This window comes from Enterobacter cloacae complex sp. 302F9 (assembly GCF_050030335.1).
Classification (GTDB): domain Bacteria; phylum Pseudomonadota; class Gammaproteobacteria; order Enterobacterales; family Enterobacteriaceae; genus Enterobacter; species Enterobacter hormaechei_C.
The window spans coordinates 3,093,699-3,116,150 of record NZ_JBLGUC010000001.1; the positions used below are offsets into that span (position 1 = coordinate 3,093,699).

Annotated in this window: 22 protein-coding genes; 8 read left to right on the forward strand and 14 right to left on the reverse strand. The window is 56.2% G+C overall.

The window, feature by feature from the left end; translation table 11 throughout:
- Window positions 1–12 precede the first annotated feature (12 nt).
- Entirely contained in the window at window positions 13–1,233 is a 1,221-nt protein-coding gene (locus ACQG0T_RS14985; protein WP_000343760.1) for an ISL3-like element ISKox3 family transposase, read from the reverse strand.
- Between the two features lie 33 nt (window positions 1,234–1,266).
- Complete coding sequence (locus ACQG0T_RS14990) at window positions 1,267–1,530, reverse strand: hypothetical protein (RefSeq protein WP_426723820.1); 264 nt, start codon at window positions 1,528–1,530, stop codon at window positions 1,267–1,269.
- A gap of 482 nt (window positions 1,531–2,012) precedes the next feature.
- Between ACQG0T_RS14990 and ACQG0T_RS14995 the strand changes: the two genes are divergently transcribed.
- On the forward strand, window positions 2,013–2,345 hold the full coding sequence (locus ACQG0T_RS14995; protein ID WP_017383366.1) for an RcnB family protein: 333 nt from the start codon (window positions 2,013–2,015) through the stop codon (window positions 2,343–2,345).
- Complete coding sequence (locus tag ACQG0T_RS15000; protein ID WP_032619327.1) at window positions 2,296–2,775, forward strand: GNAT family N-acetyltransferase; 480 nt, start codon at window positions 2,296–2,298, stop codon at window positions 2,773–2,775. Before ACQG0T_RS14995 ends, ACQG0T_RS15000 begins: the two co-directional genes overlap by 50 nt.
- Before the next feature lie 89 nt (window positions 2,776–2,864).
- Here ACQG0T_RS15000 and apbC read toward each other — a convergent pair whose 3' ends face one another.
- On the reverse strand, window positions 2,865–3,974 hold the full coding sequence (gene apbC / locus ACQG0T_RS15005) for an iron-sulfur cluster carrier protein ApbC (protein ID WP_023304103.1): 1,110 nt from the start codon (window positions 3,972–3,974) through the stop codon (window positions 2,865–2,867).
- Between the two features lie 137 nt (window positions 3,975–4,111).
- Between apbC and metG the strand changes: the two genes are divergently transcribed.
- Window positions 4,112–6,145 carry a methionine--tRNA ligase gene (gene metG / locus ACQG0T_RS15010; RefSeq protein WP_023304104.1) on the forward strand — a complete coding sequence of 678 codons (2,034 nt, stop codon included), beginning with the start codon at window positions 4,112–4,114 and terminating at the stop codon, window positions 6,143–6,145.
- Window positions 6,146–6,253: 108 nt separating this feature from the next.
- Here metG and ACQG0T_RS15015 read toward each other — a convergent pair whose 3' ends face one another.
- From ACQG0T_RS15015 to ACQG0T_RS15025, 3 genes are read right to left on the reverse strand one after another with little or no spacing between them, the layout of a single operon-like run.
- Window positions 6,254–6,724: a DUF1456 family protein gene (locus tag ACQG0T_RS15015; RefSeq protein ID WP_015572337.1), complete on the reverse strand. Its 471-nt coding sequence runs from the start codon at window positions 6,722–6,724 to the stop codon at window positions 6,254–6,256.
- A gap of 46 nt (window positions 6,725–6,770) precedes the next feature.
- Window positions 6,771–7,490 carry a two-component system response regulator BtsR gene (gene btsR / locus ACQG0T_RS15020; RefSeq protein ID WP_023304105.1) on the reverse strand — a complete coding sequence of 240 codons (720 nt, stop codon included), beginning with the start codon at window positions 7,488–7,490 and terminating at the stop codon, window positions 6,771–6,773.
- Window positions 7,484–9,169, reverse strand: a complete 1,686-nt coding sequence (locus ACQG0T_RS15025; RefSeq protein WP_023304106.1) for a sensor histidine kinase — start codon at window positions 9,167–9,169, stop codon at window positions 7,484–7,486. The genes btsR and ACQG0T_RS15025 overlap by 7 nt, the downstream gene beginning before the upstream one ends.
- A 218-nt stretch (window positions 9,170–9,387) precedes the next feature.
- Between ACQG0T_RS15025 and mlrA the strand changes: the two genes are divergently transcribed.
- Window positions 9,388–10,128, forward strand: a complete 741-nt coding sequence (mlrA, locus tag ACQG0T_RS15030) for an HTH-type transcriptional regulator MlrA (protein ID WP_017693055.1) — start codon at window positions 9,388–9,390, stop codon at window positions 10,126–10,128.
- A 69-nt stretch (window positions 10,129–10,197) separates the two neighbouring features.
- On the forward strand, window positions 10,198–10,311 hold the full coding sequence (locus ACQG0T_RS15035) for a protein YohO (RefSeq protein ID WP_017383372.1): 114 nt from the start codon (window positions 10,198–10,200) through the stop codon (window positions 10,309–10,311).
- Here the strand turns inward: ACQG0T_RS15035 and ACQG0T_RS15040 are convergent.
- From ACQG0T_RS15040 to bglX, 5 genes are all read right to left on the reverse strand, one after another.
- A complete protein-coding gene (locus ACQG0T_RS15040) occupies window positions 10,286–11,023 on the reverse strand; it encodes an ABC transporter permease (protein ID WP_017383373.1) in 738 nt (245 codons plus the stop codon). The genes ACQG0T_RS15035 and ACQG0T_RS15040 overlap by 26 nt on opposite strands.
- Window positions 11,007–11,957 carry an ABC transporter ATP-binding protein gene (locus ACQG0T_RS15045; RefSeq protein ID WP_015572334.1) on the reverse strand — a complete coding sequence of 317 codons (951 nt, stop codon included), beginning with the start codon at window positions 11,955–11,957 and terminating at the stop codon, window positions 11,007–11,009. Before ACQG0T_RS15045 ends, ACQG0T_RS15040 begins: the two co-directional genes overlap by 17 nt.
- Window positions 11,950–13,107: an ABC transporter permease gene (locus ACQG0T_RS15050; protein ID WP_017383374.1), complete on the reverse strand. Its 1,158-nt coding sequence runs from the start codon at window positions 13,105–13,107 to the stop codon at window positions 11,950–11,952. The genes ACQG0T_RS15045 and ACQG0T_RS15050 overlap by 8 nt, the downstream gene beginning before the upstream one ends.
- A gap of 12 nt (window positions 13,108–13,119) precedes the next feature.
- Window positions 13,120–14,037 carry a glycine betaine ABC transporter substrate-binding protein OsmF gene (osmF, locus tag ACQG0T_RS15055; RefSeq protein ID WP_023304109.1) on the reverse strand — a complete coding sequence of 306 codons (918 nt, stop codon included), beginning with the start codon at window positions 14,035–14,037 and terminating at the stop codon, window positions 13,120–13,122.
- Between the two features lie 136 nt (window positions 14,038–14,173).
- Complete coding sequence (gene bglX, locus ACQG0T_RS15060; RefSeq protein WP_023304110.1) at window positions 14,174–16,471, reverse strand: beta-glucosidase BglX; 2,298 nt, start codon at window positions 16,469–16,471, stop codon at window positions 14,174–14,176.
- Window positions 16,472–16,660: 189 nt separating this feature from the next.
- Here bglX and dld point away from each other — a divergent pair, with 189 nt between their 5' ends.
- A complete protein-coding gene (gene dld, locus ACQG0T_RS15065; protein ID WP_032103259.1) occupies window positions 16,661–18,418 on the forward strand; it encodes a D-lactate dehydrogenase in 1,758 nt (585 codons plus the stop codon).
- A 102-nt stretch (window positions 18,419–18,520) separates the two neighbouring features.
- Entirely contained in the window at window positions 18,521–19,075 is a 555-nt protein-coding gene (locus ACQG0T_RS15070; protein WP_017383377.1) for a GNAT family N-acetyltransferase, read from the forward strand.
- Between the two features lie 101 nt (window positions 19,076–19,176).
- On the opposite strand, the gene pbpG is transcribed toward ACQG0T_RS15070, so the two are convergent.
- Complete coding sequence (gene pbpG, locus ACQG0T_RS15075) at window positions 19,177–20,100, reverse strand: D-alanyl-D-alanine endopeptidase (RefSeq protein ID WP_271040358.1); 924 nt, start codon at window positions 20,098–20,100, stop codon at window positions 19,177–19,179.
- Window positions 20,101–20,267: 167 nt separating this feature from the next.
- On the reverse strand, window positions 20,268–20,855 hold the full coding sequence (locus tag ACQG0T_RS15080; protein ID WP_003859296.1) for a Yip1 family protein: 588 nt from the start codon (window positions 20,853–20,855) through the stop codon (window positions 20,268–20,270).
- 157 nt (window positions 20,856–21,012) lie between these two features.
- Between ACQG0T_RS15080 and ACQG0T_RS15085 the strand changes: the two genes are divergently transcribed.
- Window positions 21,013–21,585 carry a DedA family protein gene (locus ACQG0T_RS15085; RefSeq protein ID WP_015572327.1) on the forward strand — a complete coding sequence of 191 codons (573 nt, stop codon included), beginning with the start codon at window positions 21,013–21,015 and terminating at the stop codon, window positions 21,583–21,585.
- A 77-nt stretch (window positions 21,586–21,662) separates the two neighbouring features.
- Here ACQG0T_RS15085 and ACQG0T_RS15090 read toward each other — a convergent pair whose 3' ends face one another.
- Complete coding sequence (locus tag ACQG0T_RS15090) at window positions 21,663–22,427, reverse strand: SDR family oxidoreductase (RefSeq protein ID WP_023295053.1); 765 nt, start codon at window positions 22,425–22,427, stop codon at window positions 21,663–21,665.
- Window positions 22,428–22,452 lie beyond the last annotated feature (25 nt).

A 22,452-nucleotide genomic window follows, 5' to 3' on the forward strand; every position in this document is an offset into this window, starting at 1 on the left:
TGGTGGGAAGGCTCAGAACGCCATATTCAGCTTTCCGTAGTGGAACATCACCCCCAGTTTAAAGCGCTCCCGGTTTCGGTATCCCCTGGCTTTTATCCTCAGCAGCCTGATCTTGCTGTTAAGTGCCTCCGCATTTCCGTTTGAGACACTGTGTCGCATCGCATTCAGGATCCCGTACAGCCTTTTTCCTATCGTTTTCGCGGCATTTTTCATCATGGGAACGTCACTGTTAGCCGCCAGCGCCAACCATCTCTGCCAGTCACTCCGTCTTTCCTCGCTCCATGGCCTGTTCCAGATATCCTTTGCCAGCTCTTTCAGCGCCCAGCACTGGCTCGTCAGCTTCATCTGTGCACGCAGCCACATCAGCTTTTCCTGCCGGGATTCGGTCATCCACTTATCGCTGTACTGCCACAGGAAGCGGGTTCCTTTTGCCTGGTGTCGGCTTTCAACAGGGAGGTGCGGATGTTCATTCTGACGGGTTTTATCAACTACCTCGCCCAGTTGCTTCGCCACATGGAAGCGGTCAAAGGCGATTTTCTCAACCGCACTGGGTAAGTGGATACGCGCTGCTCTTATATAGCCCGCGTTCATGTCCATTGAGAGCGTTTTGATAGCCAGCAACTGCCCATCAGTGAGCGTGCGAAGATAGCCGGCAAGACTCTCTGTGCCGCGATCATCCGTTAAGGCCAGCGCCCGACCATCGCGATCGGAGATCACCGTTATGTAACGATGTCCTTTTTTAAAGGCGACCTCATCCACATTCATATGACGGGCGGATAATGGCTTTTTTATCCGGGCAAGACCTCGCTTAACTGCCCGGGTCATAATGCCGTCAACCGCATTCCAACTGAGCTTAAGTTGCTTCCTGACAGCATCAACGGTGCTGATTTTCAGCCATGAGAGAACGAACGATTCGAATAGCAACGTATACCGGCTTCCGGGGCCAGCCCACGGAACAGGCAACGTCAGGCAGCCATGCTCCGGACACATAATTCGTGGAACATCGGCTTCAACAATAGTGGTGAACTGGCAGGTATCAAGATGGCGCCATTTACGATGACGGTGATCGTGAACAGAACAGGATTTACCGCAGGTCGGACAGGCTAGCCGGGTGTTTTCAGCGATCTCAATAGTGACAGTAACAGAACCGGCATTTTCATCGAGAGAAAGGGACTTTACCTGCCACGGATCGGACAGGTTGAGAATATGAGCGTAGAGGGACTTTTCATCCATGGCGGTGACCTCTGGCGATTAAATACACCATTATCATGCCTTCAGCCACCACAACAAGGGAAGACCCTCATCCAGATTAGGATTTGCCTGAGATTTCAAAACCGATGGCCGCAATTTTTCAATTAACGAAGGCGTAAGAGGATAAACATCAATCCGTTTCTCAAGACGATCATTTGCATCTTCTGCGGCAATTATCTTTTTCCCAGCGAGATCGAGATGCTGGCCAGGGTAAAATACGCAGCCAGATAAGGGGGTAATAATTAAAAATAATATCGATACAACTGTTGTGTTTTTCATTTATTACATAATATCTTTTATAGTAGTGATTATCGTATACAGGATAAAACAGTAACATTTCACTCAAGCACAAGTTGCTGTTATTCAATGAATTAACAGAAACACAAAGAGTATTTATAAAACCACACGACATTCCTTTGGGCAGACTTTACAGCCCTGCATTGTCTTAATCAGGCATTCGGAAAGAGGGTTTCAGGCAATCTTAAATGTTCTATTTGTTGAATGCATGCCTGAATCTTAGTAAATTCGCCTTGAAAATGTTTTTTCAGAATTAATTAATAAACCAATAATTATGTTATCTGTATAAGCTCATATTTATTCGTCGAAGTAATAATTAATGACGGTTGCGACTACACAAAACCGTGCACTTTTGTTACATTTTTTGCAAACTCACCCTGTGAGGATACTTAAAATGAACTGTCTGCCATCCGTTAGCGGATCTGCACACAAAAAGTATCAGTAACGATATGACTGGAGAAAAAATGGCTAAGCGTAAATTGTTGCTTCTGGGTGTATTACTGTCACTGGCGGGGGCCGCGCACGCTGCACCGCAAACATCGACAGCGCCTTCCGGCATCAAGGCCTATGAAGAGCAAGAGTTTATTGCCGATTTTACGAAGTTTAAAATCGGCGACACCGCGCCCGCGCAGTATCAGACGCCTGAGTACACCATCAAACAGTACCAGCTGCGTAACCTTCCCGCGCCCGATGCCGGTACACACTGGACCTACATGGGTGAGAATTATGTTCTGATTGGCGATGCCGATGGCAAAATCTACAAAGCCTATAACGGAGATATTTTCTATCACCGCTGATACGATCCTAATCCGTCCGTGGCAGGAGAGCGATCGCCCTTTCCTGCGCACGCTCTTCCTTCACGCCCGACGTGAAGCCTGGCCGTGGATGGACAGTTCTGCGTGGCAGCTTGAAGATTTTGACGCGGCAACCCTGGACGAAGGGATTTGGGTGGCGGAGCAGGATGGGCACCGACTTGGCTTTGCCTCAGTCTCGACGAACGATAATTTTCTGCACAACCTGTTTGTCGATCCGAACTATCAGAGCCTGGGCGTCGGACATGTGTTGCTTGAACACGTGCAGAAGACGTTTACCAGCACGGGTTCACTCAAGTGTCTGGTGAAGAATGAGCGGGCGGTTGCGTTTTACCAGCGCCACGGCTGGCACATTGAGGCGACGGGAGATTCTCCGGACGGAGAGTATTATTTGATGCACTATCGGCTTGGGTAAAGTCAGGTGGCGCTACGCTTACCTGACCTACAAAATCGAGGTAGGCCGGGTAAGGCGAAGCCGCCACCCGGCACTAACGCGCAGAGGCGTTACACCGCGCGGAAGGCGATTTCACCCGGAATGACTTCGCCCTGCCAGTAAAGCTGCGCCGCAACGCGCCCCGCCAGCTGACGATAGATTTCCGTGAATTCGCTATCCGGACGGCTGACCACCGTCGGCTTACCGCTATCCAGATCTTCACGCAGTGTGATATGCAGCGGCAGTTGCCCCAGCAGTTGCGTGTGGTATTGCGCCGCCAGCTTTTCGGCGCCACCGGTACCAAAGATAGGCTCATGGTGCCCGCAGTTGCTGCAAATATGCATGCTCATGTTCTCGACGATACCCAGTACCGGCACCTCCACCTTCTCGAACATGACGATGCCTTTTTTGGCGTCGATCAGCGCGATATCCTGCGGCGTGGTGACCACGACGGCGCCGGTAACCGGAATGTTCTGCGCCAGCGTCAGCTGGATATCACCTGTGCCCGGCGGCATGTCCAGTACCAGATAATCGAGGTCAGGCCACATTGTCTCCTGCAACATTTGCAGCAGCGCCTTGCTGGCCATCGGGCCACGCCAGACCATTGCGTTATCGTCCGTGACCAGGTAACCAATGGAGTTGGTCGCCAGACCGTGCGCCACGATTGGCGCCATGTGGGTGCCGTCCGGCGAAGTTGGACGCTGGTTTTCCGCCCCCAGCATGTTTGGAATGGACGGGCCGTAGATATCCGCATCCAGAATGCCGACTTTCGCCCCTTCAGCCGCCAGCGCAAGCGCCAGGTTCACGGCGGTCGACGATTTACCCACCCCGCCCTTGCCCGAGCTGACGGCGATGATGTTCTTCACGCCGTGAACGCCCGGCTGATTTTTCACGCGCTTGAGCGTGGCGATGCTGTGGCTTAGCTTCCAGTCAATTGCATTTGCGCCGGTAATGCGCAGCAGCTCAGAGCTGGTTTGCTCTTTCAGGGCATCAAAGGCGCTGGTCCAGACGAACGGCATCTGTAGCTCAATGTGCAGCGTATCGTCCAGCCATGCGACGTGATGAAGCGCTTTCAGCGTCGTGAGATTGTGCTTCAGGGTTGGATGCTGAAAATTAGCCAGCGTCCCGGCGACCATTGCTCGTAAGGCTTCCGGTGATTTGGCCTGGGATTGAGAACTCATCCCGACTCCTTTGTTCTTGTGAATAAGACCTTAGACAAACAAGTTTACCTGAAAGGCCGCGGTTTGTGCTTACTTAATAATGCCCCTTTTGGTAATATCGAAAACCCTTTTCACAGTTAAAAGAAGTAATGCCTACTATGACTCAAGTCGCGAAAAAAATTCTGGTAACGTGCGCCCTGCCGTACGCCAACGGCTCAATCCACCTCGGCCACATGCTGGAGCATATCCAGGCTGATGTCTGGGTCCGTTACCAGCGAATGCGCGGCCACGAGGTGAACTTCATCTGTGCGGACGATGCCCACGGCACGCCGATCATGCTGAAAGCGCAGCAGCTGGGCATTTCCCCGGAACAGATGATCGCCGAAATGAGTCAGGAGCATCAGACCGATTTTGCTGGCTTTGACATCAGCTATGACAACTATCACTCCACGCACAGCGACGAAAACCGCGAGCTGTCAGAGCTGATCTACTCCCGTCTGAAAGAGAACGGTTTCATTAAAAACCGCACCATCTCTCAGCTGTACGATCCGGAAAAAGGCATGTTCCTGCCGGACCGTTTCGTCAAAGGCACCTGTCCGAAATGTAAATCCCCGGACCAGTACGGCGATAACTGCGAAGTGTGCGGCGCAACCTACAGCCCGACCGAGCTTATCGAACCGAAGTCCGTGGTCTCCGGCGCGACGCCGGTGATGCGTGACTCCGAGCACTTCTTCTTCGACCTGCCGTCGTTCAGCGAAATGCTGAAGGCGTGGACCCGCAGCGGTGCGTTGCAGGAGCAGGTCGCGAACAAAATGCAGGAGTGGTTCGAATCCGGGCTGCAACAGTGGGATATCTCCCGCGATGCGCCCTACTTTGGTTTCGAAATCCCGAACGCGCCGGGCAAATATTTTTACGTCTGGCTGGATGCGCCGATTGGCTACATGGGGTCGTTCAAGAATCTGTGTGACAAGCGCGGCGACACCGTAAGCTTCGACGAATACTGGAAGAAAGATTCCGATGCCGAGCTGTATCACTTCATCGGTAAAGACATCGTTTACTTCCACAGCCTGTTCTGGCCAGCAATGCTGGAAGGCAGCAACTTCCGCAAGCCGACCAACCTGTTCGTACATGGCTACGTAACGGTGAACGGCGCGAAGATGTCTAAATCTCGCGGGACGTTTATTAAGGCCAGCACCTGGCTAAACCACTTTGACGCGGACAGCCTGCGCTACTACTACACCGCGAAGCTCTCTTCCCGCATCGACGATATCGACCTGAATCTGGAAGATTTCGTGCAGCGCGTGAACGCGGACATCGTCAACAAGGTGGTGAACCTGGCGTCCCGTAACGCAGGTTTTATCGCCAAACGCTTTGACGGCGTGCTTTCTGCCGAACTGGCCGATCCTGAGCTGTATAAAACCTTCACCGACGCCGCCGCTGCGGTTGGCGAAGCCTGGGAAAGCCGTGAATTCGGTAAAGCCATTCGCGAAATCATGGCGCTGGCAGACGTGGCCAACCGCTATGTCGACGAGCAGGCGCCGTGGGTGGTGGCGAAACAGGAAGGCCGCGACGCCGACTTGCAGGCGATCTGCACCATGGGTCTGAACATGTTCCGCGTGCTGATGACCTGGCTGAAGCCGGTTCTGCCGCAGCTGGCAGCCCGCGCGGAAGCATTCCTGAACACCGAACTGACCTGGGATGCCATCCAGCAGCCGCTGCTCGGCCACAAGGTGAACACCTTCAAGGCGCTGTATAACCGCATCGAGATGAAGCAGGTTGACGCGCTGGTGGAAGCATCCAAAGAAGAGGTGAAAGCGGCTGCCGCACCGGTGACCGGCCCGCTGGCGGACGATCCGATTCAGGAAACCATCACCTTTGATGATTTCGCCAAAGTCGACCTGCGCGTGGCGCTGATCGAAAACGCGGAGTTCGTGGAAGGTTCTGACAAACTGCTGCGTCTGACCCTGGATCTGGGCGGCGAGAAGCGTAACGTCTTCTCCGGCATTCGTTCCGCGTATCCTGATCCGCAGGTGCTGATTGGTCGTCAGACCGTGATGGTGGCAAACCTGGCGCCGCGCAAAATGCGCTTCGGCATCTCTGAGGGGATGGTGATGGCCGCAGGCCCGGGCGGGAAAGATATCTTCCTGTTAAGCCCTGACGAAGGCGCGAAGCCGGGTCAGCAGGTGAAATAACAAAAAAGCCGGATGAGAATCCGGCTTTTTTTTGCCCTGCGGCGCTACGCTTGCACGGGCCTACAGGTTTTGCAGGCCGGGTCAGGCGAAGCGCCACCCGGCTAAAAATCACCCCTTCTGGTTATGCACCCGCTGCGTCAACCCACGCAGGAAATAACGCAGAAACTGATCCCCACACTCGCGGTAATTCTTATGATCCGGCGCGCGCATCATGGCGGTGATTTCCGGCATCGACACGCGAAATTTCTGCTCGGTCATGATCGCCAGAATGTCGTCAGTTTTCAGGGAGAAAGCAATACGCAGCTTTTTCAGCACCGTGTTGTTATTCACCCGACGCTCCAACGCCAGCTCAGGCGCAGATTCATCTTTGCCGCGCTTGTCGTAGATCAGGCCATTCAGAAAGCCCGACAGAATAATGTCCGGGCAGCGAACAAAACCCTCTTCATCTTCTTTAGTCATCCAGGTGTCGAACCCGGCGGACGTGGATTCCATGTCGGAGAGCGCAAGAATGCGCACCATGTCATTATTGTTCGCTTTCAGGGTGTAGCGCAGGCTACGAAGAATATCGTTACTTAGCATAGAGCCTTCGAATGTCGATGATGCAATGGCGCGCAGTGTACCAGTTTTACAGCCCTATCGCCTCTTTCAAACTTTTCAGGTAGCGACGACTGACGGGAACGGTTTGCCCGGCACGTAACACCAGCTCGGCCTGGCCGTTATCTTCCAGACGGATCTCCTTCAGGTGCGCCATGTTCACCAGATACTGACGATGGCAGCGGATTAGCGGCGTGCGGCTCTCCAGCGTGCGCAGGGTCAGCTCGGTAAAGCCTTCGTTACCTTCAGCGCTGGTGACGTATACCCCGCTCAGACGGCTGCTGACAAAGGCAACGTCGTCCATTTGCAGGAGGTAAATCCGGCTGTGCCCGGTACAGGGTATAAACTTCAGGGGCTGCTGATGCTCCGGCAGCAGCGTCACGTCCTGCACGGTACGCTCCTGATGCAGGCGGGTCAGGGTCTTTTCAAGGCGTTTCTCTTCAATCGGCTTCAGCAGATAATCAAATGCGTGCTCTTCAAACGCCTTTACCGCGTACTCATCAAAGGCCGTCAGAAAGACGATATAGGGACGGTGCTCCGGGTCGAGCATGCCGACCATCTCCAGCCCGCTGATACGCGGCATCTGAATATCGAGGAACAGCACGTCCGGGCGCAGTTTATGCACCGCACCGATGCCTTCAATCGCATTGGCACATTCCCCCACAATCTCGATATCACTCTGCTCCTGCAACAGAACACGCAGGTTTTCCCGTGCTAACGGCTCATCATCGACAATCAGCACTCTTAACATGCGTTCTCCTCCAGCGGCAATCGTAAAGTAATTCGGGTATAGCGGTCTGGCTCACAGGCGACGGTGATACCGCAGTCGTTACCAAAATGCGCGCGCAGGCGTTTATCCACCAGGCTCATGCCCAGACCGCCTGACGCGGAAGCTTCATACAGCCCCGCGTTGTCTTCAATATCCAGCACCAGATGGCGGTTAAAACGGGAAGCGGAAATCATAATCTCTCCACTTCCCAGCAGCTGCGACGTCCCATGCTTAATGGCATTTTCTACAATCGGTTGCAGGGTAAAGGCCGGAAGATGCTGATACGCCAGATCGTCCGGGACGGATAACGACACCTGTAAACGTGACTGGAAGCGCGCTTTTTCAATTTGCAGATAGGCGTTTACATGCTCAATCTCGTCCGCGAGGGTGACGATCTCCGAGGGTCGCTTCAGATTTTTGCGGAAAAAGGTCGAGAGAAATTGCACCAGCTGCGCGGCCTGATCGCTGTCGCGGCGGATCACCGCCTTCAGCGTGTTGAGCGCGTTAAACAGGAAATGCGGGTTCACCTGAGCGTGCAGGAGCTTAATTTCTGACTGCGTCAGCAGCGCTTTTTGCCGTTCATAATGCCCCGCCAGGATTTGCGCCGAAAGCAGCTGGGCGATCCCCTCCCCCAGCGTGCGGTTGATGGAGCTGAACAGGCGGTTTTTGGCTTCGTAAAGCTTAATAGTGCCCATGACGCGCTGGTTTTCACCCCGCAGGGGAATGACCAGCGTAGAGCCGAGTTTGCACTGCGGATGCAGGGAACAGCGGTACGGCACTTCATTTCCGTCGGCATACACCACTTCACCCGTTTCAATAGCGCGCAGGGTATAGGCCGAGGAGATCGGTTTGCCCGGCAGATGGTGGTCGTCGCCGGTACCGGTAAACGCCAGCAGCTTCTCGCGATCGGTAATCGCCACGGCTCCGATATCCAGCTCTTTATACAGCACCTGCGCCACCTTCATACTGTTCTCCTCGTTGAATCCCTGCCGCAGGATCCCTTCCGTCGACGCCGCAACTTTTAAGGCGGTGGCAGAAAATGCCGAGGTGTATTTTTCGAACATGGCGCGTTTGTCGAGCAGAATGCGCATAAACAGCGCCGCACCTACGGTATTGGTGACCATCATCGGTGCGGCAATGCTGCTGACCAGATGTAACGCATCGTCAAACGGGCGCGCGATCAGCAGGATGATCGCCATCTGCGCCATTTCCGCCACGAAGGTAATCGCCCCTGCGGTAAAGGGACTGAACACTTTATCCGGGCGACCGCGCTTAATCATATAGCTGTGGACGAGACCACCGAGCAGCCCTTCGACGATGGTGGAGATCATGCAGCTCAGCGCCGTCATACCGCCCATCGAATAGCGGTGCAGGCCGCCGGTTAACCCCACCAGACCGCCGACAACCGGGCCTCCGAGCAGCCCGCCCATTACCGCGCCGATGGCGCGCGTATTGGCGATGGAATCTTCGATATGGAGACCAAACCAGGTCCCCATAATGCAGAATATGGAAAATACGACGTAGCAGAGGAATTTGTGCGGCAGACGGACGGTAACCTGCATCAGCGGGATAAACAGGCGCGTTTTGCTCATCAACCAGGCGATGACAAGGAACACGCACATCTGCTGAAGCAACAGCAGCACCAGATTAAACTCGTACATACTCACAAACCGCACATTCTAAAAACGCGTAACATACACTGATAGCGGTTAACTTTCTTTGAAACGTGCCAAAAAAGCGATAAATCGTGTCCGCCATCACACCTTTTGCCGGAGATAACCTGTCTTTCGTATAATTTGTACAAAAAAGAATCAAATCTTCCTGGTTCCGCAAAGTGGGTCTACAGTTAAGCTGGGGACGCGCAAGCCTGGGGGCGAAAATGGCGCTTTACACAATAGGTGAAGTGGCACTCCTGTGTGATATCAATCCCGTTACGCTACGGGCGTGGCAGCGACGGTATGGATTGCTTAAGCCGCAAAGAACGGACGGCGGGCACCGCCTGTTTAACGATGCGGATATTGACCGGATCCGCGAGATCAAAAGCTGGATCGACAATGGCGTACAGGTCGGCAAGGTAAAATCGCTTCTGAGCCAGGACGATCCAGATACGCAGCTTCTCTGGCGCGAGCAGCAGGAAACGCTGCTGAGGCTGTTGCAGAGTGGCAATTTGCAGCGTCTGCGCGGCTGGATCAAAGAACAGGGTCGAGACTACCCGGCGCAAACCCTGATCACCCATCTTTTTATTCCCCTACGGCGTCGGCTTCAGTGTCAGCAAACCACCTTACAGGCACTGCTCAGCATGCTTGATGGCGTGCTGATTAACTATATTTCCGTCTGTCTTGCCTCAGCGCGGAATAAAAACAGCAAAGATGCGCTGGTGATCGGCTGGAACGTACACGATACCACCCGGCTGTGGCTCGAAGCCTGGATTGCCACCCAGCAGGGCTGGCGCGTTGACGTGCTTGCCCACTCCCTGGCCCAGCTCAGGCCGGAACTGTTTGAGGGACAGACGCTGCTGGTCTGGTGCGGCGAAGTCCCCTCCGCTTCCCAGCAGCAGCTCCTGACGGAATGGCGCGAACATGGTTATCCCGTTTACTCGCTGGGGCCAAATGCGTCGTAACGGCATTTAATGGTTCATTAACAGCTGCGCTTCACCGTATAATTGTTCCGTTAACAACAGGAGCACATGATGAAGGCAACGAAACTGGCCGTAATTACCCTCTTTGCACTGATGGCCATCAGCGGTATCGGTGGCGTTATGCTTGCAGGTTATTCATTTATTGTTCGCGGCGGTGTTGGCTGAGGTATCCGGCCAGGCGTTCAAACAGGCGATCCACCACAATAGCCGCCAGCGCAACCAGAACCGCCCCCTGAATAATGTAAGCCGTATTAAACCCGCTTAACCCGATAATGATCGGCGTTCCCAGCGTATTGGCTCCGACCGTCGAGGCGATGGTTGCCGTACCAATGTTGATAATCACGGACGTTCGCACGCCGGCGATAATCACCGGTGCGGCCAGCGGCAGTTCGACCTTCACCAGCCGCTGCCAGGCGCTCATCCCCATCCCTTCCGCTACGCTCAGCACCGATGCAGGCACCGCCGCAATCCCCGCCAGCGTCCCTTGCAGAATGGGCAACACGCCGTACAAAATCAGCGCAATGATGGCAGGCTCCTGCCCAAAACCGATCGCCGGCACGGCAATCGCCAGCACGGCCACCGGCGGGAAGGTCTGCCCCGTTGCGGCGATGGTCTCCACCAGCGGACGAAACTCCCTGCCCGCGGGTCTCGTCACCGCAATCCCGGCGCCTGTGCCCAGCACGATGGCAATCACGCTTGACACCGCCACCAGCCAGAAGTGCGCCAGGGTGAGATTAACAAAGCTCTCCTGCTGGTATACTGGGCGCGGCAGCCCGGGGATAAGCGCATTAAACAGCGCCGCGCTGTGCGGCATCAGGTAGAGTAAGGCGATAAACAGCCCTGTCAGCCAGAGTAACGGATCACGGACCCACTTCACGCGTCACCTCCCCCGCCAGCAGATCGCGAAAATGGATCGTCCCACATGGCGTCCCCTGCCCGTCCGCAACGGGTAACACCTCGCACTGCCGGGCGACAAACGCCGACAGGGCATCGCGCAGGCTCATCCCATCGTGCAGCGGTTCACCACCGATTTGCGCATCCTGCGGACGCAGATAGTCCCTGACGGTGCGTAGCGAGAGCAGCCTGACGCCCAGCTCGCTGCGGCCAAAAAATTCACGCACAAAATCATTCGCCGGCGAGGTTAACAGCTCAAGCGGCGTACCCTGCTGGACGACTTCGCCGTGATCCATCAGTATCAGACGATCGGCCAGCCGCAGCGCTTCGTCGATATCATGCGTCACCAGCACGATGGTGCGCCCTAGAATACGGTGGATGCGACTCATCTCCGCCTGAAGTGCGCCGCGGGTGACCGGATCCAGCGCGCCGAAGGGCTCATCCATCAGCAGCACCTGCGGGTTAGCGGCCAGCGCGCGCGCCACCCCGACCCGCTGCTGCTGTCCGCCGGAAAGCTGGTGCGGATAGCGGTCGCGAAGCGACGCGTCCAGGCCCAGCAGCGCCATCAGCTCGTCGACACGCTCATTGATCTTCCCCCGGGACCATTTTTCCAGCTGTAGCACGGTGGCAATGTTCTGGGCCACCGTCCAGTGGGGAAACAGGCCGATGGACTGAATGGCGTAGCCCATACGCCGCCGCAGTTCCAGCACCGGCAGGCTGCGGATCTCCTCTCCGGCAAAGCGAATCGTCCCGCTGTCATGTTCCACCAGCCGGTTGATCATCTTCAGCGTCGTCGATTTTCCCGACCCCGACGTCCCGATCAATACCGAGAACGCCCCCTCGGCAAAATGCAGATTGAGGTGGCTTGCCGCCGGACGGCCCGCAAAGGTTTTACTCACATCATGAAATTCAATCATTGGCTCTTCTCCTGAGCAGCGCGAGCCACAGGGCAAACAATGCATCCAGTACGACCGCCAGCGCAATCGTGGGCACAACGCCCAGCAGCACCAGATCCAGCGCGCTGCTCAGCAGCCCCTGGAACACCAGTGCCCCAAAGCCGCCCGCCCCGATCAGCGCGGCAATCACCGCCATCCCCACGGTTTGCACCGTCACCACCCGCAGGCTGCGAACCAGCAGCGGAAGCGCAAGCGGCAGCTGTATTTTCCAGAAACACTGGCGCGCACTCATCCCCATCGCATGGGCGCTTTCCAGCACGTCAGGCGGAACCTGGCTTAACCCCGCCACCACGCCGCGCACCAGCGGCAGCAGCGCATACAGCACAAGGGCGATAAGGGCAGGCGTCAGCCCGGTTCCGGCAATGCCTGCCGCGGCCAACGCAGGGAAGGATTTCACCAGACCGGCCAGGGGGGCAATCAACAGGCCAAACAGGGCAACGGAGGGGATGGTCTGAATAACGTTGAGCACGGTAAAGACGGCGCCCTGGCGGCTGGGATGCCGGTAGCACCCGATGCCCAGCGGCACGCCCAGCAGCAGCGCCGGGATCAGCGTCCCGAACAGGATCGTCAGATGTTGCGCCAGCGCGTTGTCAAACACCTCCTGGCGGTTGGCGTACTCTTTTAACAGCGAGAGTTGATTCAGATCGCCGCTGAAGAGGATCAGCAGAGGGATAACCCAGAATTGCGCGTTCAGCAGCCAGCGCCAGACGGGTAGCGGCGTGAGACGGCGAATGGCATCGCTACAGACCAGCAGACAAAGTGCCAGCCACAGCCACAGCCCGCTGCCAATCGACGTGCGCGCCAGCGGGCTTTCAACCGAGGCCATCTGCGTTGCTGCCTGTCCCGCGCTCCAGAACAGCACGATAAACAGTGCTTCGCTGAGCAGAAGCGTCAGCCAAAGGGCGGCTCGCCCTGGCCAGAAGGCTAAGGCTACAGTACTCGCCAGCGCCGCGCCCAGCAGTAGCGGCGTAAATGACCAGATCTGCCAGAGCGCGCGCGGTTCGCCCGACACCAGACGGTTTGGCGCGACATTTACAAAGGGTAACGCGACCGCTGCAATGGCCACACAGGCCAACAGCAGCAGGACGCGGTTATGACATTTTATTGGCACAGCCTTGTCCCGTTACTTCACAAGCCCTTGTTGTTTCAGGAAGTCGGCAGCCACCTTTTTGGCATCCAGCCCCTCAACGGCAATGCTGGCATTCAGCTGTTGCAGCGTTTTCGCATCCAGTTTTTCAAACACCGGTTTGAGCCATTCCGCAATATCCGGGTAGGCTTTCAGCACCGCCTCGCGCACGACCGGGGTTGGGGCGTAAATTGGCTGAACGCCTTTCGGGTCGGTCAGGGTTTGCAGACCAAGCGCCGCGACCGGGCCGTCGGTGCCGTAGGCCATCGCCGCGTTGACGCCGGAGGTTTGCTGTGCCGCCGCCTTAATGGTCACCGCCGTGTCGCCGCCCGCCAGCGAGAGCAGCTGTGCCTGATCGAGCTTGAAATCATAGGCTTTTTCAAACGCTGGCAGGGCATCAGCGCGCTCGATAAACTCTGCCGAGGCCGCGAGCTTAAACTCGCCCTTCTCTTTCAGGTAGCGGCTGAGATCGTCAAGCGAGGTGAGCTTGCCTTTCTCGGCAATATCTTTACGCACCGCGATGGTCCAGGTGTTGTTGGCCGGTGCCGGCGTAAGCCAGACCAGCTTATTTTTTTCCGCGTCCAGCTTTTTGACTTTTTCGTACCCGGCTTTGGCATTTTTCCAGGCCGGATCGTTTTCATCCTTGAAGAAGAATGCCCCGTTGCCGGTGTATTCCGGGTAGATATCCAGCTCGCCGGACGTGATGGCACCGCGTACGACAGGTGTGGTGCCAAGCTGTACTTTATTGACCGTTTTCACGCCGTGGCTTTCGAGTACCTGCAAAATGATATTGCCGAGCAACGCGCCCTCGGTATCAATTTTGGAACCCACCTTAACCGGCTCTGCGGCCTGTAGCGGCAGGCTTAGCGCCGCCAGAAGCACCGCCGATCCTGTTATCCCCTTAATAATCGTCATTCTGCTTTCCTCATTATTTTGTGGCCTTTTTCATAGGCTTGAGACAAAAGCGTAGCTTAAAACAGCGAATTTAACCGTTTTTCGTACAAGATGAGAGGCATCCCCCGCCAGACGGGGGATGGGGAGGAAGGTAAGATTATTGCAGTTCGAATTCGGCTTTGTTCACGCGGGCGGAATCCACGCCGATGAAGACGTTGAATTTGCCAGGCTCGGCATCGTATTTCATCTGCTGATTCCAGAACTTCAGCGCATTCACGTCAATCGGGAAGCTGACCGTTCTGGTTTCGCCCGGTTTCAGGTTGACCTTCTCGAAGCCGCGCAGCTGTTTCACCGGACGGCTCATGGAGGCCGTGACGTCCTGAACGTACATCTGGATCACCGTCGCGCCTTCGCGTTTGCCGCTGTTGGTCACCTCCACGCTGGCGGTCACTTTGCCGTCACGCTTCAGGGTCGGCGCCGACATTTTGACGTCAGACACCTTGAAGGTGGTGTAGCTCAGGCCATAGCCAAACGGATAGAGCGGGCCGTTAGCTTCGTCGAAGTAACGGGACGTGTACTTGTTCGGCTTGTCGGCGTTGTACGGGCGACCGGTGTTCAGGTGGCTGTAGTAAACCGGGATCTGCCCGACGGAGCGCGGGAAGGACATCGGCAGCTTGCCGGACGGGTTGTAATCGCCAAACAGCACGTCGGCAATGGCATTACCGCCTTCGGTACCGGCGAACCAGGTTTCCAGAATGGCGTCAGCCTGCTGATCTTCTTTCACCAGCGCCAGCGGACGCCCGTTCATCAGCACCAGCACCAGCGGCTTGCCGGTGGCTTTCAGGGCCGCGATCAGATCACGCTGGCTTTGCGGGATAGTGATGTCGGTCCGGCTGGAGGCTTCGTGCGCCATCCCCTGCGCTTCACCCACCACCGCGACCACCACGTCGGACTGCTTCGCGGCGTTCACCGCTTCGTCGATCATCTCTTTCGGCGTGCGCGGATCCACCTTCACCGCTTCCTCATACTGGTTGAGGAAGGTCACGATGTCTTTATCGTTGGTGACGTTCGCGCCTTTGGCGTAAACCACTTTTGCATTATCACCCACGGCGCTCTTAATGCCGGTCAGCACGGTAACGGACTGATCCGCCACGCCTGCGGCGGACCAGCTGCCCATGACGTCACGCTTGCTGTCGGCCAGCGGACCGACCACGGCAATGGTGCCGGATTTTTTCAGCGGCAGCGTGTCGAGACGGTTTTTCAGCAGCACCAGGCTTTCGCGCGCTACTTCCCGGGCTTCTTTACGGTGCAGACGGCTTTCGGCGTTGGTGTCCGCCGGGTCTGAATCCTTCGGCCCCAGATGGCTGTAAGGATCGTTAAACAGCCCCATGTCATATTTCACGTTCAGCACGTGGCGAGCGGCGTCGTCCAGCTCTGCCATCGTCACTTTTCCGCTCTTCACCAGCCCCGGCAGGTATTTGCTGTAGTACTCGTCGCTCATGCTCATGTTGATGCCGGACTTGAGCGCCACGCGTACCGCGTCTTCCGGATCGGACGCCGTGCCGTGTTTAATCAGCTCTTTAATCGCGCCGTGGTCAGAGACGGTAATGCCCTTAAAGCCCCACTGGTCGCGCAACACGTCTTTCAGCAGCCACGAATCGGAGGTGGCAGGCGTGCCGTTGAGAGAGTTCAGCGCTACCATCACCGCGCCGCTCCCCGCGTCCAGCCCTGCCTTGTATGGCGGCATGTAGTCGTTAAACAGGCGCTGTGGGCTCATGTCGACGGTGTTGTACTCTTTACCGCCCTCCACCGCGCCATAGGCGGCGAAGTGCTTGACGCTGGTCATCACCGAGTAACGATCTGCCGGGCTTTTGCCCTGCATCGCTTCCACCATGGTTTTGCCCATCGTGGCGGTTAAATACGTGTCTTCACCGAAGCCCTCCGAAGCGCGGCCCCAGCGCGGATCGCGGGAGACGTCAACCATCGGCGCCCAGGTCATATTCAGGCCGTCGTCTGCGGCTTCATATGCCGAAACGCGCCCGACGGTTTTCACCGCATCAAGATTAAAAGAGGAGGCTAAGCCGAGGCTAATCGGGAAGACGGTACGCTGGCCGTGCACCACGTCATAAGCGAAGAACAGTGGAATTTTCAGGCGGCTCAGCTCCATCACCTGATCCTGCATCTTGCGGATATCCTGGCGGGTAACGGTGTTAAAAATGGCCCCTACCTGCCCGTCTTTGATCATCTCGCGAATGGCTTCTTTCGGGTTATCCGGACCGACGCTGATCAGGCGCAGCTGGCCGATTTTCTCATCGACCGTCATCTTTTTGAGTAAATCCGTGACAAAGGCGTCGCGGGCTTCGGGCGTGAGCGGGTGATTACCAAACAAATCCTCTGCCAGCGCAGGTTGCAGCGCCAGGCTGACGGCGACACCTACAGAACATAGCCATTTCATGTTGTTATTCTCTCTCATCAATAACCGCGGGAAGCACCCGGTCAGACCGTGCGAAAAGCGCAGTGTGCCATAAAGCCTGAAAACCTTGCAGGGTTATTCTCTGATTTTTCTCATGAATACCCGACCGCTCAACGGCTAATCGCGCTATGCTTTACAGCGAGAAATTTGCCCCACCACAAGGAGTGGAAGATGTCTTCTGTTCGAACTGACGATAACACTACATTTATTAACGAACTGTCTCGCCTGGTTGGTCACTCTCACCTGCTTACCGACCCGGCCAAAACCGCCCGCTATCGGAAGGGCTTTCGCTCCGGCCAGGGCGACGCGCTGGCGGTAGTCTTTCCCGGTACGTTGCTCGAACTGTGGCGCGTGCTCAGCGCCTGCGTTGCGGCAGACAAGATTATTTTAATGCAGGCTGCGAATACCGGCCTGACCGAAGGCTCCACGCCGAACGGCAACGATTACGATCGTGACATCGTGATTATCAGCACCCTGCGCCTCGACAAACTGCACCTGCTGGACAAGGGCGAACAGGTGCTCGCCTTCCCCGGCACCACGCTTTACTCGCTGGAAAAAGCGCTTAAGCCGCTGGGACGCGAACCGCACTCGGTGATCGGCTCATCGTGCATTGGCGCCTCGGTGATCGGCGGGATCTGCAATAACTCCGGCGGCTCGCTGGTGCAGCGCGGCCCGGCTTACACGGAAATGTCGCTGTTCGCCCGTATCGATGAAAACGGCAAGCTGACGCTGGTTAACCATCTGGGGATCGATCTGGGCGTAACGCCTGAACAGATCCTCAGCAAACTTGACGATGACCGCGTGAAGGACGAAGACGTTCAGCACGATGGCCGTCACGCGCATGACCACGATTACATCACCCGCGTGCGCGATATCAATGCCGATACGCCGGCGCGCTATAACGCCGATCCGGATCGCCTGTTTGAATCCTCCGGCTGCGCGGGCAAGCTGGCCGTTTTTGCGGTGCGCCTCGATACCTTCCCGGCAGAGAAAAAGCAGCAGGTGTTTTACATCGGCACCAATCAGCCGGAGGTGCTGACGGAGATCCGTCGTCATATTCTGGCCGAGTTCACTCACCTGCCGGTGGCAGGCGAGTATATGCACCGGGACATTTACGACATCGCAGAGCGCTACGGCAAAGATACCTTCCTGATGATCGACAAGCTCGGCACCGACAAAATGCCGTTCTTCTTCACTATGAAGGGCCGCACCGACGCGATGCTGGAGAAAGTATCGTTGTTCAAACCGCACTTCACCGACCGCTTTATGCAGAAGCTGGGTAACGTCTTCCCGGCGCATTTACCGGAGCGGATGAAGACCTGGCGCGACAAGTATGAGCACCATCTGCTGCTGAAAATGGCCGGGGACGGAATTGCCGAAGCGCAGAGCTGGCTCACCGAATTCTTCAAAACCGCCGACGGGGATTTCTTTGCCTGTACGCCGGAAGAAGGCAGCAAAGCCTTCCTGCACCGCTTCGCCGCGGCGGGTGCTGCCATCCGTTATCAGGCGGTGCATTCCGAAGAGGTGGAGGATATTCTGGCACTGGATATCGCCCTGCGTCGCAACGATACCGAGTGGTTTGAACATCTGCCGCCGGAGATCGACAGCAAGCTGGTGCATAAGCTCTATTACGGCCACTTTATGTGCTATGTCTTCCATCAGGATTACATCGTCAAAAAAGGGGTTGATGCACACGCGCTGAAAGAACAGATGCTGGCGCTGCTGCACGAGCGTGGCGCGCAATATCCTGCCGAGCACAACGTAGGACACCTGTACAAAGCGCCGGAGACGCTTAAACATTTTTATCGCAAAAATGACCCTACAAACAGTATGAACCCGGGCATTGGTAAGACAACGCGGAAGAAATACTGGAAAGAGAGTGCCGAAACAGAGGAACACAATACGCAAGCCTCTGATGAACTCTTATAGCCAAATTTAAGAGATTGTTAAGCCCTCCTCAAACGTACTAGAGTATCTGCCTGTTGCCAGAGAAACGTTTCTCTGGCTTTCCAAACAAGGAGCGGGCAGAACATGTCGGCTGTAGAAATTTTCCCCGAAACTGAAATCGAGGTGCGCGACGCCCTTCCTGACGATGCGCATGCCATCTCGGCGATATACGCCTGGCATGTGCTTCATGGCCGTGCGTCCTTCGAGGAAGTTCCTCCCACCGTCGATGAGATGCGTCAGCGGATGAAGAGCGTGACCGACAGCGGTTTACCGTGGCTGGTTGCGCTGTATCGCGGCATTGTTGTCGGCTACTGCTACGCCACGTTTTATCGTCCACGCCAGGCCTACCGGTACACCCTTGAGGAATCCATCTATGTGGATGCCAGCACTACCGGGCGCGGGTTTGGCTCGGCCTTACTCCAGGCACTGATCGCCCGTTGTGAACAAGGACCCTGGCGGCAGATGATTGCCGTGGTTGGTGACGGAAACAATAATGCGGGATCGTTACGGCTGCATAAAAAACATGGCTTCGAGGTTGTCGGTCAACTGCGCAGCGTGGGGTATAAGAAGGGCGACTGGCGGGATACGTTGATCATGCAGCGTCCACTCAACGATGGTGACTGGACGCTGCCGGAGTAGGCGCTTTCGCCCGGTGGCGCTTCGCTTGGCCTACGTATCGGGGCCGCTTTTGGGCCGTAGGCCGGGTAAGGCGAAGCCGCCACCCGGCACAGACAGGCGGCTCAGTCGTTCTGCGCCGTCGCCATCTGTTCCGCTTTCTGCTTTTTATACGCCAGCGCTGAAGCCGGCACCGGCTGCACTTTCCCGGTTTCAATCCAGGTGCGCAGGCGGCTGGCGTCCGCAAAGTGGGTATATTTGCCGAAGGCATCCATCACCACCAGCGCCACTGGCTTACCGTTAAACACGGTGCGCATCACCAGGCAGTGCCCTGCCGCATTAGTGAATCCGGTCTTGGTTAACTGAATATTCCAGTTATCGCGATACACCAGATGGTTAGTGTTGCGGAACGGCAGCGTATACGCCGGGTTCGAGAATGTCGCCATCTCCTCACGCGTGGTACTGAGCTGACCGATCAGCGGGTATTGCTTACTGGCGATCAGCAGCTTGGTTAAATCACGCGCCGTCGAGACGTTATGAATCGACAGACCGGTTGGCTCTACGAAATGGGTATTTTTCATCCCCAGCGCTTTGGCTTTGGCGTTCATCGCGCGGATAAACGCGTCGTAACCACCAGGATAATGGTGGGCAAGGCTTGCCGCCGCGCGGTTCTCAGAGGACATCAGCGCCAGCAGCAGCATATTTTTACGGCTGATTTCACTGTTCAGACGCACGCGAGAGTAGATCCCTTTCATCTCTGGCGTGTGGCTGATATCCACCTTCAGCTTTTCGTCCAGCGGCAGTCGTGCATCAAGCACCACCATCGCGGTCATGACTTTGGTTATGGAAGCGATCGGGCGCACCAGATCCGGATGACTGGCGTAGATCACCTTGTTGGTATTCAGGTCAACGATCATCGCGCTGCCGGACGCAATCTGGGGTTGCGCAGCAGTGGTGGCGACTGCGGTCGTTTTGGCGATGGCTGGCGCGGTAGCGGAGACGCCCAGCAGCAGCGCAAGACTAAGGAGTGACACTCGTAATTTCAGCATGATGAGACTTCTGATAATGATTCACGCACGTTATGACGTACACCGCCTGTGTCAACGGATAAACACAGGCTGGCTTCGGCATCATAGCGGTCACCGTGCGTTGTCGCCAGCGGAGAATCATAACCAGATGCTGCATTGCTGGCATTTACGCCAGCAATGCAGGGAACTTAAAAGAGACGGTATCCATAACCCCAAAGAATAACTGTCAGGGCCAGTAGCGCCTCAAGGACCAGTACGCCGATGGCAAGCGTAGAGCTGGAGAAGCTCAGGCCCTCTTCTTTATTGATATTGAGGAAGGTTGGCACCCCTACATACAGCAGATAACCGGTGTAAAAGAGGGCAACCGTACCGATCAGCGCGCACAGCCAGACCAGTGGATAGAGCGCGACAATACCGCTTAAAAACAGCGGGGTCGCGACGTATCCGGCGAAGACCATACAGTGTGCCAGCGACGGGCGCTGCGGATAGTTGCGCGCCATCCAGTGGATGACCCGCCCCATCACCGCCACCCCGGCCAGCATCAGGCCATAAAACAGAATGGCCAGGTACAGTCCGGTAAACCAGGAAAGCTGAACCACGGTGCCGTCACCAAAGTTCCAGCCTATCTGCGTAGTACCAATAAACGCGCAGACCACCGGCACCGCTGCCATCAGCAGGACATGGTGGGTATAGTGATGCGCGACCGTTTCGTTCTCGTTACGGATCACCTGCATTTCACGATCGGGATGGGAGAAAAGTCCCCAGACATGGTTCATAACGCCCCCTTGTTGTCGGCCCGTCAGCGATAGCTTAAGTATAATGCAGGCTTTAGATTATTTTATGTACAGTGGGAAATTTCCGTTGATTGCCGCGCGGTTGATGGATGGGGTATATGATTAACGCAGGCACAGTAAGGGAGATGACGTTTACGTAATGGATATCAACGGTCTTATTGAACAATATGGATACGCCGCGCTGGTGATCGGCAGCGTCGCGGAAGGCGAAACCATCACGCTGCTGGGCGGGGTGGCCGCACATCAGGGATTGCTGAAATTCTCGCTGGTGGTCGCCGCCGTCGCGTTGGGCGGTATGATTGGCGATCAGCTGCTCTACTTTCTGGGGCTGCGCTTTGGCCCAACGCTTTTGCAACGTTTTGCTAAGCATCAAAAGAAAATTCGCCGTGCTCAGCGGCTTATCCAGCGACGTCCCTGGCTGTTTGTGATTGGTACCCGCTTTATGTACGGCTTTCGCATCATCGGGCCAATACTGATTGGCGCGAGCCGCTTACCGCCGAAAATCTTCCTGCCGCTGAACATTCTCGGGGCGATTGCCTGGGCGCTGATTTTCACCACGCTTGGCTACGTGGGTGGCGAAGTAATAGGTCCGTGGCTGCATAATCTCGATCAGCATCTTAAACACTGGGCCTGGTTGATCCTGGTTGTTGCAGTGGTGATTGTGGTACGGCTGTGGCTCAAGCATCGCGAAAAGCGGCGGGATGAAGAGTGAGTTCGGCCTGCTGCCCCTCACCCTACCCCTCTCCCCAAACGCTATACACCCTCTCCCCTTGGGGGTGAGGGGAATGCTTATTCCGCAGGCTTAAACTGCGGATTCGCCAGCATAAAACCGCCGTCGACGATAAACGACTGCCCGGTGGTGTAGCTGGCGTCGCTGTCACACAGCCACGCCACCAGGCTGGCAATTTCTTTGGTATGCCCTGGCCGTGCCAGCGGGATTTCCGGCATTGCGCCTTCTTTCACTTCGCTGTCGTCCATATCATTCATCGGCGTGGCGATCGCTCCGGGCGCAACGGCGTTCACCAGAATCTTATGTTTAACCAACTCCAGCGCCATCGACTTTGTTAACCCGCCCAGCGCATGTTTGGCCGCCGTATAGGCGCTGGCGTCCGGCAATGGCGTATGTTCATGCACCGAGGTGATATTCACGATCCGCCCCCCTTCCCCCTGCTTCACCATCTGACGCGCCGCGATTTGCGAGCAGAGAAACGCGCCGTCCACGTCAACGGTGAATATGTGCCGCCAGTCGTCAAACGACAGGTCCAGAAATGGCGCTTTATTCATCGCCCCGGCATTGTTAACCAGCACATCCAGCCGCCCGAAACGCGTAATCAGGGTTTCAATGGCCTTTGCGCCTTCCGGCAAATTGCTTAAGTCGAGATGAATGGCCTCGGCACGCTGCCCGCGCGCTTCAATTTCACGGCAGGTTGCCAGCGCCCCTTTCTCATCTGAATGCCAGGTTACTCCGACATCAAACCCGCGTTCGGCCAGCATCAGGGCCGTCGTTTTGCCAATTCCTGAATCCGATGCGGTAACAATTGCGACTCGCGTCATATTCACCTCCTGATAATCTGCAAAG